The organism is Pseudoclavibacter sp. RFBA6 (genome assembly GCF_002931575.1).
GTDB lineage: Bacteria > Actinomycetota > Actinomycetes > Actinomycetales > Microbacteriaceae > Pseudoclavibacter > Pseudoclavibacter terrae.
The window spans coordinates 208,554-225,701 of the sequence record NZ_PSUA01000012.1 but is presented as its reverse complement, the minus strand read 5'-3'; the positions used below and the strand labels follow the sequence as shown (position 1 = coordinate 225,701).

The 17,148-nt window shown below is 68.0% G+C and carries 16 protein-coding genes and 1 tRNA gene; 12 read left to right on the top strand and 5 right to left on the bottom strand.

Annotation, left to right across the window (positions count from 1 at the left end; genetic code table 11):
- Positions 1-64 precede the first annotated feature (64 nt).
- From C5C17_RS10985 to hutI, 7 genes are all read left to right on the top strand, one after another.
- Positions 65-1,270 (top strand): glutathionylspermidine synthase family protein, encoded by a 1,206-nt coding sequence (locus C5C17_RS10985; RefSeq protein WP_219820504.1) that lies wholly within the window; start codon positions 65-67, stop codon positions 1,268-1,270.
- Complete coding sequence (locus C5C17_RS10980) at positions 1,267-1,869, top strand: hypothetical protein (protein WP_104253416.1); 603 nt, start codon at positions 1,267-1,269, stop codon at positions 1,867-1,869. The genes C5C17_RS10985 and C5C17_RS10980 overlap by 4 nt, the downstream gene beginning before the upstream one ends.
- A gap of 39 nt (positions 1,870-1,908) precedes the next feature.
- Positions 1,909-2,439, top strand: coding sequence for a HutD family protein (locus tag C5C17_RS10975; protein WP_104253415.1), 531 nt, complete (start codon positions 1,909-1,911; stop codon positions 2,437-2,439).
- Between the two features lie 148 nt (positions 2,440-2,587).
- Entirely contained in the window at positions 2,588-3,259 is a 672-nt protein-coding gene (locus C5C17_RS10970) for an IclR family transcriptional regulator (RefSeq protein WP_104253414.1), read from the top strand.
- On the top strand, positions 3,256-4,914 hold the full coding sequence (hutU, locus tag C5C17_RS10965; RefSeq protein ID WP_104253413.1) for a urocanate hydratase: 1,659 nt from the start codon (positions 3,256-3,258) through the stop codon (positions 4,912-4,914). The genes C5C17_RS10970 and hutU overlap by 4 nt, the downstream gene beginning before the upstream one ends.
- The gene (locus C5C17_RS10960) at positions 4,911-6,284 is read left to right on the top strand and encodes a formimidoylglutamate deiminase (RefSeq protein ID WP_258066172.1); all 1,374 of its coding nucleotides are present in this window, start codon (positions 4,911-4,913) and stop codon (positions 6,282-6,284) included. The genes hutU and C5C17_RS10960 overlap by 4 nt, the downstream gene beginning before the upstream one ends.
- Complete coding sequence (gene hutI / locus C5C17_RS10955) at positions 6,281-7,438, top strand: imidazolonepropionase (RefSeq protein ID WP_104253412.1); 1,158 nt, start codon at positions 6,281-6,283, stop codon at positions 7,436-7,438. The genes C5C17_RS10960 and hutI overlap by 4 nt, the downstream gene beginning before the upstream one ends.
- A gap of 32 nt (positions 7,439-7,470) precedes the next feature.
- On the opposite strand, the gene C5C17_RS10950 is transcribed toward hutI, so the two are convergent.
- Together C5C17_RS10950 and def are read right to left on the bottom strand one after the other, a co-directional pair.
- Positions 7,471-7,749, bottom strand: coding sequence for a hypothetical protein (locus C5C17_RS10950; protein WP_104253411.1), 279 nt, complete (start codon positions 7,747-7,749; stop codon positions 7,471-7,473).
- A 41-nt stretch (positions 7,750-7,790) separates the two neighbouring features.
- Positions 7,791-8,366 (bottom strand): peptide deformylase, encoded by a 576-nt coding sequence (def, locus tag C5C17_RS10945; RefSeq protein WP_104253410.1) that lies wholly within the window; start codon positions 8,364-8,366, stop codon positions 7,791-7,793.
- A gap of 65 nt (positions 8,367-8,431) precedes the next feature.
- Here def and C5C17_RS10940 point away from each other — a divergent pair, with 65 nt between their 5' ends.
- Together C5C17_RS10940 and C5C17_RS10935 are read left to right on the top strand one after the other, a co-directional pair.
- Complete coding sequence (locus C5C17_RS10940) at positions 8,432-9,442, top strand: DMT family transporter (protein WP_104253409.1); 1,011 nt, start codon at positions 8,432-8,434, stop codon at positions 9,440-9,442.
- Positions 9,443-9,564: 122 nt separating this feature from the next.
- Positions 9,565-10,818, top strand: coding sequence for a glycosyltransferase (locus C5C17_RS10935; RefSeq protein ID WP_258066170.1), 1,254 nt, complete (start codon positions 9,565-9,567; stop codon positions 10,816-10,818).
- Positions 10,819-10,833: 15 nt separating this feature from the next.
- On the opposite strand, the gene map is transcribed toward C5C17_RS10935, so the two are convergent.
- Positions 10,834-11,616 (bottom strand): type I methionyl aminopeptidase, encoded by a 783-nt coding sequence (map, locus tag C5C17_RS10930; protein WP_104253408.1) that lies wholly within the window; start codon positions 11,614-11,616, stop codon positions 10,834-10,836.
- Between the two features lie 77 nt (positions 11,617-11,693).
- Here map and C5C17_RS10925 point away from each other — a divergent pair, with 77 nt between their 5' ends.
- On the top strand, positions 11,694-11,987 hold the full coding sequence (locus C5C17_RS10925; RefSeq protein ID WP_104253407.1) for a helix-turn-helix domain-containing protein: 294 nt from the start codon (positions 11,694-11,696) through the stop codon (positions 11,985-11,987).
- Positions 11,988-11,993: 6 nt separating this feature from the next.
- On the opposite strand, the gene C5C17_RS10920 is transcribed toward C5C17_RS10925, so the two are convergent.
- Entirely contained in the window at positions 11,994-12,329 is a 336-nt protein-coding gene (locus C5C17_RS10920; RefSeq protein WP_104253406.1) for a thiamine-binding protein, read from the bottom strand.
- Between the two features lie 53 nt (positions 12,330-12,382).
- A tRNA-Ile gene (locus C5C17_RS10915) sits at positions 12,383-12,457 on the bottom strand.
- Positions 12,458-12,567: 110 nt separating this feature from the next.
- Here C5C17_RS10915 and C5C17_RS10910 point away from each other — a divergent pair.
- Entirely contained in the window at positions 12,568-13,194 is a 627-nt protein-coding gene (locus tag C5C17_RS10910; RefSeq protein WP_104253405.1) for a TetR/AcrR family transcriptional regulator, read from the top strand.
- 197 nt (positions 13,195-13,391) lie between these two features.
- Positions 13,392-17,114: an efflux RND transporter permease subunit gene (locus C5C17_RS10905; protein WP_104253404.1), complete on the top strand. Its 3,723-nt coding sequence runs from the start codon at positions 13,392-13,394 to the stop codon at positions 17,112-17,114.
- The last annotated feature ends 34 nt before the right edge of the window (positions 17,115-17,148 follow it).

Genomic DNA, 17,148 nt, shown 5'->3' with positions numbered 1-17,148 from the left:
TAGTTCGAGGGGATCCGCCCGTGGGCTCCCTGGCTGAGCCGAGAGAAACAGGGATGGGCCGACTTTGATCCGCACGTACAGTGCTCCGCGAGCCGAGTGGCGAACGCGGTTCGACTCCATCGGCTTCACCTTCTACGACATGGAGTCGGAGGGCGGGCGACCGTACTGGCAGGAAGAGGCCGCCTACGGCTTCTCGAACGCTGAGATCGACGAGTTCGAGCGCGCCACTGCCGAGCTCTTCCGTCTCTGCATGGAGGCCTGCGAGCGCATCGTGCGCGACCGCCGCTTCGCGGAGTTCGGCATCCCGGTTGAGCTCTGGGATCTGGTCGAGAAGTCCTGGGATGAGGACGACCCGACGGTCTACGGACGCTTCGATCTCGCCTACGACGGAGCGGGCACGATCAAGCTGCTCGAGTTCAACGCGGATACGCCCACATCGCTTGTGGAGTCTGCGGCCGCGCAGTGGCAGTGGCTTGTCGAGACTCGAGGCGAGCGCGCAGACCAGTTCAACCTGCTCCACGAGCTGCTCGTCGAGCAGTGGGTGCACATCCGCGTGCAACGCTGGTTCCTGCCGCAGGGCGCGCGTCTGCACCTGGCCTCGCTGCACGATGACGGTGACGGGCAGCTCATCGTTGAGGATGCCGACACGGTGGGGTACATGGCGGAGACGGCGCGCCTCGCCGGCTTCGAGGTGAAGCAGATCTTCATGGAGGACGTGCAGTTCGATGAGGTCACGCATGGCTTCGTCGACGGGGACGGAGAGCGGATCGACCGCATCTTCAAGCTGTACCCGTGGGAGTGGATGGTGCGGGAGGAGTTCGCGACGTACTTCCCGACGACACGCGCGACGACGGCATGGATCGAGCCGATCTGGAAGATGCTGCTCTCCAACAAGCAGCTGCTGGTCGTGCTCTGGGAGCTCTTTCCCGAGCATCCGCTGCTGCTTGCCGCGTACGCGACACCAGAGCGGCTCCGCGGGAAGGCCTACGTCGAGAAGCCGAAGCTGGGGCGCGAAGGCGCCAACGTGACGATCTACGACCTCGTAGGCCGCAAGACGGCAGAGAATGGCGGCGACTACGGGGCAGAGGGTTTCGTCTACCAGGAGCGGGCGCGGCTGGCGAACATCGACGGGAAGACCGTCATCGTCGGCTCCTGGGTCGTGGGCGAGACGCCTGCGGGCATCGACGTGCGCGAGACGAGCGGCCCGATCACGGGCGACCTCGCCGAATTCGTCCCGCACTACATCACCGATCGCGAGGAGCGGCCATGACCTACGAACCGAAGCTCCGTCGAAGCTCAGGGGTGACCCTCTCAGGTATCGCTCGCCCGTCGACCACCAAGACGGTGGGCGCGATGGGGGTCGCGACCGCCATGATGTTCCTCGCGGGCTGCAGCACGGTCCCCGACGAGGGAATCGTCGTGGAGGGCGCCGACGGGGAGAACTACGTGCTTCCGGAAGGTGCTGAGCGGCCGACGTACGCGTCGAAGGAGGACTGCCTCGCGGACGTGAACGAGCAGATCCAGCTTCTCGAGCAAGAGGGTGAGCAGGTGGAGGGCGATGCTGAATCGCTGTGCGAGTCGTCCAGCAGCTATGGGACGCACTACAGCTCTGCGCTCTGGCTCGGCCCGGTGCTGTTCGCCTCATCTCGGTGGAACAGCACGCGCGTGAGCTCCTGGGCGCCGGTCACCTCCGGAGGCTTCGCGGCGCCCGGCTCGGCCGCCCACTCCGATGTGGCGCAGCGTGCTCCGGCGGGGGCGACCGTCGGGTCGCGGGCCCCGTTGAAGAACGGGTTCGGCTCGACCGGGAAGTCGGGTTTCGGTTCGACGGTCAAAGGCAAGGCCGGGGGAGGCAGCTCGACCGGGGGCTGACCCACGGCCCGTCCCGGCCGGGCGCAGCAGAATGGATGCATGACCGCTGCGCGTGTACTTCGTTACGACGACCTCGAGCCGTTGCCCTGGCGCAACGGACAAGGCGTGACGCGGACGCTGCGGGCCATGACGGATGGCGGTGACTGGGCACTGAGCATTGCGACGATCGAGGGCCCGGCTGAGTTCTCGGTCATCCCGCGCACGCAGCGGGTGCAGCTCGCCATCGAGGCGGTGCGCCTCGAGATCGACGGTGTCGAGGTGCGGTTGGACAGCGGAGAGCAGGTGCGGTTCACGGGCGAGCAGCGCGTGACCGGAGCGTCCGCCGGCGAGTCGTCGCGGGTGCTCAACCTCATGTACGCCGACGGTGCGCCGGAGCTGCGGCTCGTCGTCGCACCGACCGCGGCGCAGATTCCCCGACCCGCCGAGGCCGTCGTCGTGCTGGCAGGGTCGCTCGAAACGGGAGACGAGGCCCTCGGCCCGCTCGACGCGGTCCTCTTGTCGGGGTTGCCAGATCACGTGTGCGACCTAGCTGGCCGCGGTCTGTTCGGAGTGGTTCTCCGGCGCGACTGAGCACGGTCGGGGCGGAACGTCGCCCCGGGTCACCCGAATCCACCTCCGCTCTTGCCGTGCAGTGACATCTCCGTTTTACTGAGTGCAACACGGTCGACGGTCATGAGTACCGTCGGCCACCGCGCTCACCTGCGACGAGGGAGTCACGTTGGCCGAACCATCGACGCGCACCGTCGAACGAGCACTCACGCTCCTCGCGTCTGTCTGCGAACGGGATGGTCTGAGCCTGGCGGAGAGCGCTCGCCTCGCCGACCTCTCGCCGAGCACCTCCCTTCGACTCCTTCGAACGCTGGAGTCGGCCGGATTCGTGCGCCGCGACGACCAGGGCGAGTTCCGCGCGGGGAGTCGCATGGTCCAGCTCGGAGCGCGCGCTCTCTCGAACGACAACCTCGCTCAGCTCTCCGCGCCCGCGATGCGGCACGTCGCGGAGAGGACGGGCGAGTCGGTCTACCTGTGCGTCGAGGGCCATGCGGATCAGGCGCTCTACATCGCCATCCACGAAGGCACTCACTCCGTGCGACACACGAACTGGGTCGGGCGAACCATCCCGCTCGACGGATCCGCGTCGGGGCGCGTGCTCCGCGGAGAGACCCCGTCGATCGGATACGTGACCGTCGAGCGCGGCATCGAGCAAGACGTCACCGCCATCGCGGCGCCGATCGAGTTTCAGCAGCGCGTCCTCGGGTCGCTGAGCTTGCTGGTACCGAGCTACCGCGTCACGAAGACGAAGGCGGCGCGCTACGGGGAGCTGCTCACCGACGCCGCGGCAAGCATCGAGCGAAGCCTCGGCACACCACCGCAGGAAGGGATCCGGAAGTGAACACGCACAAGAACATCAGGGCAGCACGGGGCACGAAGCTGACCGCGAAGAGCTGGCAGACCGAGGCGCCGCTTCGCATGCTCATGAACAACCTCGACCCGGAGGTGGCCGAGCACCCAGAAAGCCTCGTCGTCTACGGCGGCACCGGCAAGGCCGCACGCAATTGGGAAGCGTACGACGCCATCGTCCGCACCCTCACGACACTCGAAGACGACGAGACGCTGCTCGTCCAATCAGGCAAACCTGTCGGCGTCTTCCGTACGCACGAGTGGGCTCCTCGCGTGCTGATCGCCAACTCGAACCTCGTCGGCGACTGGGCCAACTGGCCCGAGTTCCGGCGCCTCGAAGCGGCCGGCCTCACCATGTACGGCCAGATGACGGCGGGCTCCTGGATCTACATCGGCACACAGGGGATCCTCCAGGGCACGTACGAGACGTTCGCGGCCGCCGCAGAGAAGCGCTTCGGCGGCACACTCGCCGGGACGCTCACGCTCACCGGCGGCGCAGGAGGCATGGGAGGCGCGCAGCCGCTCGCCGTCACGATGAACGAGGGTGTCGTCCTCATCGTCGACGTGGACGCGAGCCGCCTCGAGCGGCGCGTCGAGCACGGCTATCTCGATGAGATGACGCACGACCTCGACGACGCCATCACGCGAGTGCTCGCCGCGAAGGAAGCCCGCGAGCCTCGCTCCGTGGGCGTGGTCGGGAACGCGGCGACGATCTTCCCGCTGCTCCTCGAGCGCGGCGTCGCGATCGATATGGTCACCGACCAGACCAGCGCGCACGACCCGCTTGCCTACCTCCCAGAGGGAGTGAGCGTCGACGAATGGACGGCTGAGGCCGAGCGCGACCCGGTCGGCTTCACCGAGCGGGCCCGTGCATCGATGGCGAAGCAGGTCAAGGCGATGGTCGAGTTCCAGGACGCGGGGGCCGAGGTCTTCGACTACGGCAACTCGATTCGCGCTGAGGCGAGACTCGGCGGATACGAGCGAGCCTTCGACTTCCCCGGATTCGTGCCAGCGCACATCCGCCCCCAGTTCGAGGAGGGACGTGGCCCGTTCCGGTGGGCTGCGCTTTCGGGTGACCCCGCCGATATCGCCGCCACGGACCGCGCCATCCTCGAGCTGTTCCCTGACGACGAGCGTCTGCACCGCTGGGTGACGGCCGCGGGAGAGAAGGTGCACTTCGAGGGCCTTCCCGCGCGCATCTGCTGGCTCGGCTACAAGGAACGGCACCTTGCGGGCCGCAGATTCAACGAGATGGTCGCGTCTGGCGAGCTCTCCGCGCCCGTCGTGATCGGCCGAGACCACCTTGACTCTGGCTCCGTCGCCTCGCCGTACCGGGAGACCGAGTCGATGAAGGACGGCTCTGACGCGATCGCCGACTGGCCGCTGCTCAACGCGCTCCTCAACACCGCATCCGGTGCCACGTGGGTCTCGTTGCACCACGGAGGCGGCGTCGGAATCGGGAGGTCCATCCATTCCGGTCAGGTCATCGTGGCCGACGGAACCCAACTCGCGGCCCAGAAGATCGAGCGGGTGCTCACCAATGATCCAGGCACGGGAGTCATGCGCCACGTGGATGCCGGCTACGAGCACGCCGCCGACATCGCACGGGAGCGCGGACTGCGCGTCCCGATGTGGGAGGGCGAGTGACCGATCGTCGCACCACGCTCCGGCTGCACGAGGGAGGCTGGATCTGGGCCGACGCACTCGTGCGCGGTGCGGACACGGTGCGGTCCGTGCGGCTCAGGAACGAAGCGGGCGTGCTGGTCGACGAGCAGGCGGGCGTGCCCGCGCAGGACGGTGACCTCGTGCTCGCCACCGTCTTTCCCGCCTTCGGCGACGCGCACTCGCACGCGTTCCACCGCCTGCTGCGGGGACGCACTCATGCGGACGGCGGCACCTTCTGGTCGTGGCGAGACAAGATGTACGCCGTCGCGGGTGCGCTCACACCCGACGCCTTCGAGCGCATCGCCACCGCCGTCTTCACTGAGATGGTCGCCAACGGATGGGGAGCCGTCGGGGAGTTCCACTACGTGCACCACCGCGCGCATGGCGGGCCGTACCCTGACCACGACATGGAGGTTGCGCTCGCCAACGGCGCACGCGCGTCGGGCATCCGCCTCACGCTGCTCGACACCTGCTACCTCACGGGGGCCATCGGAGCGGACCTCTCGCCCGAGCAGCGGAGGTTCGGAGACGCGGATGCAGAGCGCTGGCTCGAGCGGTGGTTCCGTCTGCGAAACCGCCTCGCGGCCACACACCCCGAGGTCCTCCTGGGAGCCGCGATCCACTCGGTTCGGGCTGTCCCGGCCGACGCGATCGCCAGCATCATCCGCGGGCTGCCGACCGATGTGCCGCTCCACATCCACCTCTCAGAGCAGGCCGCGGAGAACGAGCAGAGCCTGGCAGCCTACGGTCGGACGCCGACGAAGGTGCTTGCGGATGCCGGCGCCCTCTCCAGCCGCCTGAGCGTCGTGCACGCGACGCATCTGACCGACGACGACATCACGGTGCTCGGGGATGCAGGTGTACACGCCGTGTTCTGTCCGACGACCGAAGCGGACCTCGGCGACGGCATCGGCCCGGCCACCGAACTCGTCGCGGCCGGCGCACGTCTGGCCGTCGGGTCCGACCAGAACGCGGTGGTCGACCCGCTGCTCGAGCTGCGCGGCCTCGAAGCGGGGGAGCGACTCCGCTCCCAGACCCGAGGCAGATTCTCACCGCAGGAGCTGCTGACGATCGGCACGCAAGGCGGGTACTCCTCACTCGGCGTCCCAGCGCACGGCGCGGTCGGCGGTCCATTCGACTTCGTCGAGGTGGACTCGGCCTCGGTCCGCACGGCAGGCTCGATGCCGCCTCAGCTGCTGCTCACCAGCACCGGGAGCGACGTGATCCGGACGATCGTGGCCGGACGTGTCGTCTACGACCGCGGAAGGGACGGAGCACGGCTTGCACACGCAGCCGCCGAGCTCGCGCGCTTCGCCGCCGATCCGGCGTCACGATCCGAAGGAGACTCATGACCTCGACCGTGTTCACGAACATCGGCGAACTCACGACCAACGGCGACGATGGCGCGCTGAGCGATGCCGCGCTCATCATCGACGGTGACCGGGTCGCGTGGATCGGTCCGACCGTCCGGGCGTCCGCGGCAGACCGTGGTGTCGACGTCGGCGGCCGCGCCGTGCTTCCAGGCTGGGTCGATTCGCACACGCACCTCGCGTTCGCCGGCGACCGCTCGACCGAGTTCGCGGCACGGATGGCTGGGGAGGCGTACGCGGCCGGCGGCATCCAGGTGTCGGTCGAGCGGACTCGTGCGGCCAGCACCGAGGAGCTGCGGGGGCTGATGGCCGAGCGCGTCCGCGCAGCCAACCTCGGAGGCACGACCTGGCTCGAGACGAAGACCGGGTACGGGCTCGACGTCGAGACCGAGGAGCGTTCCGCCCGCCTCGCGGCCGAGATCTCCGACGACGTCACCTACCTCGGCGCTCACGTCGTCCCTGAGGGTTGGCATGCGGACGACTACGTGGGGCTCGTCACGGGCCACATGCTCGACGCCGTCCGGCCGTATGTGAACTGGATGGACGTGTTCTGCGAGCGCGGGGCGTTCGATGAGGAGCAATCGCGGGTCGTGCTGCAGGCGGGCCGCGACGCTGGTCTGGGCCTGCGTGTCCACGGCAACCAGCTCGGCCCGGGCCCCGGAGTGAAGCTTGCCGTGGAGCTGGGGGCCGCGAGCGTCGATCACTGCAACTTCCTCGACGATGAAGACATCGACCTGCTCGCGGCATCGGCCACTGTCGCCACGCTGCTGCCGGCCTGCGATCTCTCGACACGGCAGCCGTTCCCACCAGCAAGGGCTTTGCTCGACGCGGGCTCGACGGTGGCCCTGGCGAGCAACTGCAACCCGGGAACCTCGTACACGACGTCGATGGCGTTCTGTGTCGCGACAGCCGTGCTGCAGATGCGGATGACCGTGGAGGAGGCGGTCTGGTCCGCCACGATGGGCGGGGCGATCGCGCTGCGCAGGCACGAGGGTGAACTGCCCATCGGCGCCCTGGCGCCCGGCTCGCGCGCAGATCTGCAGGTGCTGGATGCGCCCTCGGTCACGCACCTCGCCTACCGCCCGGGCATGCAGCTCACCCACTCCGTCTGGCAGGCCGGGCAGCGCATCGTGTGAGAGCGCGGCGCCTCGCCGCAGCCGAGGGCTGGTCACTCCCACCGCAGCACCAGCCGCCAGCCGTCCTGGTCCCGTCGCAGGTCGAAGAGGGAGGCCTCGCCGTCGGAGCCATCACGCTTCGCGCTGACGCGCCAGAACTCGGTGTCGAGGCGAGACGGGTCACCCTCACCCGTCCACCACCGCTGCTGCACGCGGCGGTAGAAGGCCTGCGGCAGGCCGTGCACGACGTAGGCGAAACGCTCCCACCAGAAGACGGAGGGGAGCTCGTCGACGAGTTCGACCTCGATGGGGTCGTTCAGCGCTGTGGTCATATCGGAACCCTCGCAGGAGCCACCGACATTGACCGGCCGGGTCAGCCTTCGAGGTCGTCGACCCCGGGGAGCCAGCTCTTGCCGGGCCCGCCCCAGCTGCGCTTGCGCATGACCTTGAACGCATCCTTGTACCAGGGATGCTCCAGGCGATCCGCGTAGATGATGCCGTTGAGGTGGTCGAACTCGTGCTGCAGGATCCGCGCGAACCAGCCTTCTGCCTCGATCTCGTACTGGTCGCCCTCGAGATCGGACGCACGCAGGAGCGCACGCTCCGACCGCCGTAGCGGGTAGCGCTCGCCGGGGAACGAGAGGCACCCCTCGGATTCGAGCTCGTCGTCCAGCTCGAGCAGCGACTCCGGTTCGGCGGGAGTCACGTACAGCTCCGGGTTGATGGCGACGCCGCGGTGCACGGCTCCGTCTGCGTCCTCGTACGAATACACGAAGAGGCGCTTGCCGACGCCGACCTGCGGGCCCGCGAGGCCGACACCCGGCGCTGCATCCATCGTCTCGAACATGTCCGAGACGAGTTCACGGATCTCGTCGGTGATGTCGCCCACCGGGGCAGCGGGCTCGTGGAGGACGGGCTCGCCGTAGATGCGAATTGGGAGAGTTGTCATCCCATCAGCGTATCTTCGCGCCAACCTCCCTCTCTGACTCGCGCCGCCCAATAGGATTGCCCATCATGACCATCGCACCCCTCAGTGATCTGGCAGTGCTCCCGGGGCTCAGTCCGGTCCAGATGATCGGCATCCCGCTCGCTCTCATAGGCGCGGTGTTCCTGTCGCTCGGCGCCATGTACCAGCACCGAGGAGTGAGCAAGGTCGAGGCAGCGAGCGGCACGAGCGGCGCCGCGGGGCTGAACCTGAAACACCTGCTCGCCCTCCTGAGCCGACCCTCCTGGGTGATCGGCACGGTCATGCTCGGGCTGGCAGTCGTGATGCAGCTGTCCTCGTTCGTGTTCTCGCCGATCATCGTGGTGCAGCCGCTCGGCGTCGTCTCGCTGCTCCTGACGACACTGCTCACAGCTCGCGCCATCAGGCAGCGACTGCCGAACGTGAAGATCTTCGCGGTGGCGCTCTGCATCATCGGCGTCGGCGCCTTCGTCACGGTCGCGGCGCTCTTCGCGAAGGAGCGCGCGATCTCAGACGAGCAGGTCGCCACCGTGCTCGTGCTGCTCGCCGTGGTCGTCGTGGTCTTCGGCACCGCCTTCTTCTTCCTGCGCAAGCGGTTCAAGGCGCTCATCTACGTCCTTGGCGCCGGAGTGATCTACGGCTTCGTCGCAACGCTCGCGAAGATCACCATCAACCGCATCCAGCACGACAACTTCGAGTGGCTCACGCTCATCTGCCTCGTCGCGCTGCTCGTCGCCACGGGGGTGGGTGGCTACTTCGTCCAGAACGCCTACGCCTCGGGACCGCCGGACATGGTCATCGCCGGGCTCACCGTCATCGACCCGATCATCGCTGTCGGCATCGCCATCGCCGTGCTCGGCGAGGCGAACGCGGCGCCCTGGTACGCCTTCCTCATGTTCGTCGTCTCGGGCGCCATCGCCGTCACGGGCGTGTTCGTGCTCGAGCGCGGGCAGACGGATGCCGAGGTCGAGGCCGTGCGCCGAAACGCCGTCGAAGGTCGAGGCACGCAGGACGCCCAAGGGCACCGCCACGACTCGGAGGCCCGAGTCATCGAGCAATAGCAGCGTCCCAGCGTGTGCTGAAGCCCCCTCGCGGAGCGTGGCCAGTAGCATGACGTGAGATTCCGCGAGTGACGGCCACACCCTGTCGCGAGCCCCCCAGACGAGATCGAGGTCACCACCCCGTGCCGAATGAAGGTCACTCAAGCAGCACCCCCGCCGTCGCAGCTGACGGCGAGCGGCCGCTCAAGATCCTGATCGCGGGGGACACCTTCACGCCGAACGTCAACGGCGCCGCGAAGTTCACCGAGCACCTCGCTTCCGGCATGGCGGCCAGGGGACACGACGTGCACGTCATGGTGCCAGCCGCCAGCCGCCGCCACGGAACCTGGACCGAGCAGTACGACGGGCAGAACATCACTGCTCACCGTCTCCGCTCGCACCGCTGGTGGGCGCACGACTGGCTGCGTTACGCGCCGCCGTGGCGCATCCGCTCCGAGTCGCAGCGGGTCGTCGACGAGGTGCGTCCCGACGTCGTTCACTTCCAGTCGGCGGTCATCATCGGCCGCGGAGTGGCGATCGAGGCGGAGAAGCGTGGCATCCGCATCATCGGCACGAACCACCTCATGATCGAGAATCTCGTCGACCATTCCCTGCTGCCACAGGCTCTGCGTGGCCTCGCGGCCAGGATCTGGTGGAACGACGCCCGCTCGACGCTCGGGCGCGCGACGGCGATCACGACCCCGACTCGCCGTGCCGCCGACTTCCTGGAGGCAAACGGGGGGATCTCCGACGTGCTCGCGATCTCGTGCGGCATCCGGACCTCCGACTACGCGTTCGACTTCTCGAGCCGAGAAGCCAAGCGCATCCTCTTCGTCGGCCGTGTGACGGGAGAGAAGAAGATCGACGTTCTGCTGCGCGCGATGACGCTGCTGCCAAGGGACGTGCAGCTCGACATCGTCGGGGGTGGAGACCAGAAGAAGAATCTGCAGTCGCTCGCCAAGCAGCTCGGTCTCGCCGATCGGGTCACGTTCCACGGCTACCTGAGCGACCAGGAGCTTCGTCGCATGTACACGCGTGCCTCGGTGTTCGCGATGCCGTCGATCGCGGAATTGCAGTCGATCGCGACCATGGAGGCGATGGCCTCCGGCCAGCCTGTCGTCGCGGCCGACGCCATGGCGCTTCCGCATCTCGTGCACGATGGCGAGAACGGCTTCCTCTTCGAGCCGAACAACGAGCGAGACCTCGCGGACAAGCTCGCGAAGGCGCTGTCGCTGTCGGATGCCGAGCGCGAGGAGATGGGCCGGACGGGTCTCGATCTCGTCCGCATGCACGACATCGACCGCACGCTCGAGCTCTTCGAGCGCCTCTACCGGGGCGCATCCGTGAAAGACGTCGCCCGCGATTCGGTGAACGAGCAGGACCACTCGCTCGACTGACCGCTCGCGCGTTCGTCAGCCCACCGGCCCGGCGGGGATGGTCAGGATGCGTGCCCCGTCTTCGAGGATCGCGATCGTGTGCTCGGAGTGGGCGGTTCGGCATCCCGTCGCGCTGCGAAGCGTCCAGCCGTCGTCGTCCGTGACGAGCTCGCCGGTGTCGGCCATGACCCATGGTTCGATGGCGAGCAGCATGCCAGGTCGGAGACGCATTCCGCGGCCCGGTCGGCCGTCGTTCGCGACGTGCGGATCCTGATGCATGGTGGAGCCGATGCCGTGTCCACCGAACTCCATGTTGATCTCGTAGCCCGCGGACGCGAGGACCGTGCCGATCGCGTGTGAGATGTCGCCGATTCGAGCACCGGGGCGCGCAACGTCGATGGCGGCCGCGAGGGCCTGCTCCGTGACGGCGATGAGGGCGTCGTCACCGGCCTCCCGCGCCGCGCCCACGATGAAGCTGATCGCGGCGTCAGCCGCTACCCCGTCCTTGACGATGGCCAGGTCAAGCGTGAGAAGGTCCCCGTCAGCGAGGCGGTAGTCGCGAGGCTTCGCGTGCAGCACGGCGTCGTTCACCCCCGTGCAGATGTAGTGCCCGAACGGCCCGCGCCCGAAGGATGGCTCGTAGTCGACGTAGCAGGAGCTCGCCCCCGCTTCGAGGATCATCGACCTGGCCCACCGGTCGATCTCGAGCAGGTTGGTCCCAGTTCTGACCCTCGATCTGAGCTCCTGCAGGATCGACCCGACCAGCCGCCCGGTGACTGCCGCCCGCGCCAGCTCTTCGTCGTTGAGGACCTCGATCATGCGATGCCTTCCGTCTTTTGGCGCACGAGCACCCCAATAAGTATCCCGGTAAAGATATACCGGATTAGTATCGGGTCATGGTCAGACTGCCGCTCAGCCCCGAGGAGATCGAGCGCGGGGAGCGCCTCGGCGAGTTCCTCCGACGAGCCCGGGGCGACAGAGCGATGCTGCGGGTGGCGCTTGACGCCGGCGTCTCGCCCGAGACGCTTCGCAAGATCGAATCGGGCCGAGTCGCGACGCCGGCATTCACGACGATCGCCGCGATCGCGGGGGTGCTGTCCGTTTCGCTGGATGAGATCTGGGCGCAGATCAACGGGCCAGACGACCGCGCGGAGTCCGCGACCGGCGCCGGCATCCGCGCCGTGAGCTGACGCCGGCTAGTTCGAGCGTGCCTCGAGCGCGGCTTCCAGGCGCTCGACCTTTCCGTCGAGCTCGCCCGTGTGCCCGGGCCGGATGTCCGCCTTCAGCACCAGGGAGACGCGGCTTCCGAACTGGCCGACGGCCTCGGTGGCCGCTTTGACGACGGCGAAGACCTCGTCCCACTCACCCTCGATCGTCGTGAACATCGAATCGGTGCGGTTGGGGAGCCCGGACTCCCGCACGACGGCGACGGCTGCTGCCACCGCGTTGTGCAGCGAGGCGTCACCCTCACCCGGGGAGGGGGCGTTGGGGTTCGGAGTTCCGCTGGGGGCGACAGAGAAGGCAACGATCATGCCACCATCGTGCCACGCGGGCGCTCTGACAGGGAGTGCCGAACAGGGGAGAGTAGGGCGGGTGGGACTCGAACCCACGCATCGTCCAGTTATGAGCCGGATGCCTTAACCAGCTTGGCTACCGCCCCAAGCGCTGTCGATTCTAGCCAGAATTCGCTCCCGCGTGCGGCAGGCCGATTGCAGGGGTGCGCGCAGGTCTAGACTGGTGCCTCACAAGCGGGGTCGACGTCGATCCCGCATGCACGAAAAGCAGGGGATGATGAAGCGAGCTGAACAGCGAGCGCAGACGAGGCAGGCGCTTCTCGAAGCGGCCTCGCTCGAGTTCGAGGCAAACGGCTACGCCGCGACGGTGCTCAGCGATATCTCCGATCGTCTGGGCATGACGAAGGGAACCGTGTACTTCCACTTCCCGACGAAGGCGCTGCTCGCGCAGGCGGTCACGGTGAGCTGGACGGTCATGTGGGATGAGGAGATCGCGGCGTCCCGTGCCCGCGGCCTGTCGCTCGACGAGCTCGAGTCCCTGATGATCCGCATCGCTGAGCGCTTTCAGTCCGATGCGCTCATCCGCGCGACGATCAGGCTGGTCCGTGAGCGGGAGCTCATCGAGGAAGAGCTGCCCCGCCCGTTCGACCGGTGGCTCGAGGTCACCAAGGAAGCCCTCCAGGCTTCGCGTGAGTCGGGTGCGCTTCGCGACGACATCGACGTGGATGCGGCCGCGTGGCAGATCCTCGCGAACCTGGTCGGCATCCAGCTGCTGATCGACGACCTGAACGACGGCAGGAGCATCGTCGACCGCGTCCGCGAGATGTGTGCGGTCCACCGGGTGACCCTCGCAAACCCGGGACGTGGCGCCACGCAGTCCTGATCCGGCGGTCGGCCCACTACCAGAGCCGCGCTGTTCCCGCCGCGCCGGGGTGGCCTTTCGGTCAAAGATCAGCCTCAAGTAGGGCATAGGGCAGACGGAACCCGTCCTTTCGGGCGATTCCGAGGAATCACCCCGACGACAGGATTGATGAGCGCCAGGTCACCGCTCGGCGTCGTATCGCGTCGAAAGGGCCCTCTGTGTCTGTGCTCACCCGTCTGAGTCTCAAGTATCGAATTCTGATCGGGCTGCTCACCGCGGCGATCGCGGCCGCGGGGATCATCTCGACGGCGCAGCTCAAGCAGGAGCTCATGCCGTCAATGGAGATCCCTCAGGGCTTCGTGACGGCGACACTCGACGGCGCTTCTCCCGATGTGATGGTGTCGGAGGTCACCGAGCCGATCGAGAACGCCTTGCGCGCGGTCTCGGAGGTGCAGTCGGTCACTTCGACGACCTCGGAGGGCTTTGCCCAGATCGTCGTCGCGTGGAGCTTCGACGCGGACAAGACGCAGGTCGAGGCCGAGCTGCGCTCCGCCGTCGAGTCGACGGAGTCCCAGCGTCCTGAGTCATCGACGGCTGAGCTCATGACGTTCTCGCTCGACGCCCTGCCGGTGCTCACGCTCGGTGTGTCGTCGGATGCGGACACGGCCACCCTGTCGAAGACGATGACCGACACCGTGGTGCCTGCCCTCTCGCAGGTCGACGGGGTCCAGAACGTCGAGGTCTCCGGGGCGCGCGAAGAGCGCGTGGAGATCAACCTCCGCCAAGCTGACGTGGACGCTCTCGAGATCGACACGGCGACGATCGAGCCGACGTTGACGGCGGCGGGTCTTGTGCTCCCGGCGGGCGACGTGACGGGCGGCAGCGGCGAGATCTCCGTGCAGGTCGGCTCGCAGCTCGACACGCTCGATGCCATCCGGGCCCTGCCGTTCACCACAGAGGACTCGACGGTCCTGCTCTCGCAGTTCGCGGATGTCGACGTCAAGGAGATCCCCGCGACGTCGATCTCCCGCGTCAACGGTGCAGAGACCTTGACGCTCAGCGTCACCAAGGCCGCCGACGCGAGCACCGTCTCCGTGGCGCACGGCGTGACCGAGAAGCTCGCCGAGCTCACGCCGACGCTTCCGTCCAACGTCGTCTTCACGGAGATCGAGAACCAGGCGCCGTACATCGAGCAGTCGATCCACGATCTCTCGGTGGAGGGAGGGCTGGGCCTGATCTTCGCCGTCCTCGTCATCTTCCTGTTCCTCGCCTCGTTCCGTTCGACCATCGTCGCGGCGATCTCCATCCCGATGTCGCTGCTCATCACGATGGTCGGCCTCAACGTGGGTGAGTACTCGCTGAACATCCTGACGCTCGGAGCGCTCACGATCGCCGTGGGTCGGGTGGTCGACGACTCGATCGTCGTGATCGAGAACATCAAGCGAAGGCAGGGGACAGGTCCCCTCACGATCGAGGGCATCGTCGGCTCCGTCGGCCAGGTGGCAGGCGCCATCACGGCGTCGACGCTCGCGACGGTCGCCGTGTTCCTGCCCATCGCGTTCGTCGGGGATATCGTCGGCCAGCTGTTCCAGCCGTTCGCCTTGACGGTCTCGATCGCCCTCGTCGCATCCCTGGTCGTCGCGCTCACCATCGTGCCGGTCTTCGCCTACTGGATGCTCCGTCGCCCGTCGAAACCCATGAAGCGCGAGCGGTTCATCCGGGCCCGAGCAGCGCACGCGGCGTGGACGGAACGCCAGGAGGAGTCAGCCGAGCGCCGCCGGGTACGCCAGGTGGCGAAGCTCGACGCGAAGAACGCACAACGTGAAGCGCGTGGGAAGACGCTCCTGCCGGTTCCCGCCACCGCCGTCGGTGTGGTCCAGGCGCGAGGTGACGGCGAGGAGGGGTCGCCGTACGACGGCCTGCAGCGCGCTTTCGTCCCGATCCTCGACGCCACGCTGCGCCACCCTCGCCGCACGGTCGCGGCCGCGCTCGCGCTCCTGCTCCTCACCGGTGTCGGGGCGACCGCCCTTCGCAGCGATTTCCTCGGCAGCATGGGCGACGAGACCATCGTGGTCGAGCAGAAGCTCGCCCAGGGGACGACCATCGAGCAGAGCCTCGCGGGCGCGGAGAAGCTCGAGGCCGTCATCGCCACGAAGGACAGCGTCGAGACATTCGTCAGCTCGATCGGGGCCGGCGGGGCGAGCGCGTTCGGCGGGGGCGGGGGAGACACCTCGATCACCGTCATCCCTGTCGAGGGGCAGGATGCGGAAACCGTCGCGAACAGCCTCAGGGCCGACTTCGGTGGACTGAGCGATGTCGGTGAAGTGACCGTGACGACCGCGGCGTCGTCGGCGCTGGCGAGCGACGTGCAACTCGCGATCCAGGGCAACGATGCGGAGGCCCTCAGCCAGGCCGCGACGCAGCTCGGAGACGCGGTCAAGGATCTGCCTGGCGTGACCGCAGTCACGAACGACCTCAGCACTGGGGGGAACGTCGTCGTCGTCGACGTCGACCGCAGCAAGGCCGCCGGCTTCGGCTACACGCAGGCCACGGTCGGCCAGGCGGTCTCCGCGGCCCTCAACGGCACCCCACTCGGATCCGTGCGCCTCGAGGGCGTCGACCGGGACATCGTGATCGCTCCGACCCAGGGTGCCGTCGCGCTTGACCAGCTTGCGCTCATGCAGCTTCCGGTGACCGCGGTCCAGCAGCAGCGCGCCATCCAGGATGCGACGGATGCCTTCGCGGACGAGCAGGAGGCGAAGGCCGAAGAGCAGCAGGCTGAGGCGGTCGAGCAGATGCAGCAGACGGTCGACGACGCCGTCGAGGCGCGAGACACGGTCTCGTCGCAGCTCGCAGAGCTGCAGACGCAGCTCGCGACCCTGCAGACAGCCCCGCTGACGCCGATGACCCCCGAAGTCGGTTCTGCGATGACGCCGGAGCAGGCAGCGCAGGCCGAGCGCGATGCGCAGATCGCGGCGCTCACCGAGGCGATCGCGCAGGCGGAGTCGGGCATCGAGCAGGCGAACGCCGGTGTCGACGCGGCCGTCAAGGCGCAGGAGGACATGGCGGCCCAGACGCTCGAGGCGGAGGAGACGCAGGCCAGGCAGGAGGGGCTTGCCGATACGAAAGCGACGCCCATCCGCCTCGGCGACATCGCCGCCGTGCGCGAGGAGGCGACGCCGAGTGCGATCACCCGGAACGACGGAGCGCGCCAGGTGACGGTCTCGATCACGCCGGCGGAGGGGCAGCTGGGAACCGTCACGCAGTCCGTGTACGCGGCGACCGACGGCCTCGCACTGCCAGCTGGTGTCACGTTCGTGGTCGGTGGCGCATCGGCCGACCAGAGCGAGTCGTTCGAGCAGCTCGGCATGGCGATGCTGCTTGCGATCGTCCTCGTGTTCCTCATCATGGTGGCGACGTTCCGCAGCCTCATGCAACCGCTGATCCTGCTCGTCTCGGTGCCGTTCGCCGCCACGGGAGCTGTCGCGCTCCTGCTGCTCACGGACACGCCGCTCGGGCTCCCGTCGCTCATCGGCCTGCTGATGCTGATCGGCATCGTGGTGACCAACGCGATCGTGCTGATCGACCTCATCAACCACATCAGGGAGCGAGGAGCGAGCGTGCATGACGCGATCGTGCACGGCACCAGGCTTCGCCTCAGGCCGATCCTCATGACGGCCGCCGCGACGATCTTCGCGCTCATCCCGATGTCGCTGGGGCTCACCGGTGGCGGGGTCTTCATCTCGAAGCCGCTCGCCATCGTCGTCATCGGCGGTCTGATCAGCTCCACACTGCTGACGCTGGTGCTCGTCCCCGTGCTCTACTCGAGCGTGGAGCGGCGCGCCGATCGCCGAGCCGCGAAGCGGGCGGCGCGAGCGGACCGGAGGGCCGAGGCTGCGGCGCGGAAGAAGGAGCTGGGCGCCGCCCCCGCGGCCAGCTGAGTCAAGACGGCGCCGCGCTCCCGCGCGGCGCCGT

Coding starts and splice junctions, on each gene's coding strand:
- C5C17_RS10925 (WP_104253407.1), top strand. CDS start 11,694: ATGGTCAGACTGCCGCTCAGCCCCGAGGAGATCGAGCGCGGGGAGCGC.
- C5C17_RS10980 (WP_104253416.1), top strand. CDS start 1,267: ATGACCTACGAACCGAAGCTCCGTCGAAGCTCAGGGGTGACCCTCTCA.
- def (WP_104253410.1), bottom strand. CDS start 8,366: ATGACAACTCTCCCAATTCGCATCTACGGCGAGCCCGTCCTCCACGAG.
- map (WP_104253408.1), bottom strand. CDS start 11,616: ATGATCGAGGTCCTCAACGACGAAGAGCTGGCGCGGGCGGCAGTCACC.
- C5C17_RS10975 (WP_104253415.1), top strand. CDS start 1,909: ATGACCGCTGCGCGTGTACTTCGTTACGACGACCTCGAGCCGTTGCCC.
- C5C17_RS10940 (WP_104253409.1), top strand. CDS start 8,432: ATGACCATCGCACCCCTCAGTGATCTGGCAGTGCTCCCGGGGCTCAGT.
- hutI (WP_104253412.1), top strand. CDS start 6,281: ATGACCTCGACCGTGTTCACGAACATCGGCGAACTCACGACCAACGGC.
- C5C17_RS10950 (WP_104253411.1), bottom strand. CDS start 7,749: ATGACCACAGCGCTGAACGACCCCATCGAGGTCGAACTCGTCGACGAG.
- C5C17_RS10920 (WP_104253406.1), bottom strand. CDS start 12,329: ATGATCGTTGCCTTCTCTGTCGCCCCCAGCGGAACTCCGAACCCCAAC.
- C5C17_RS10910 (WP_104253405.1), top strand. CDS start 12,568: ATGCACGAAAAGCAGGGGATGATGAAGCGAGCTGAACAGCGAGCGCAG.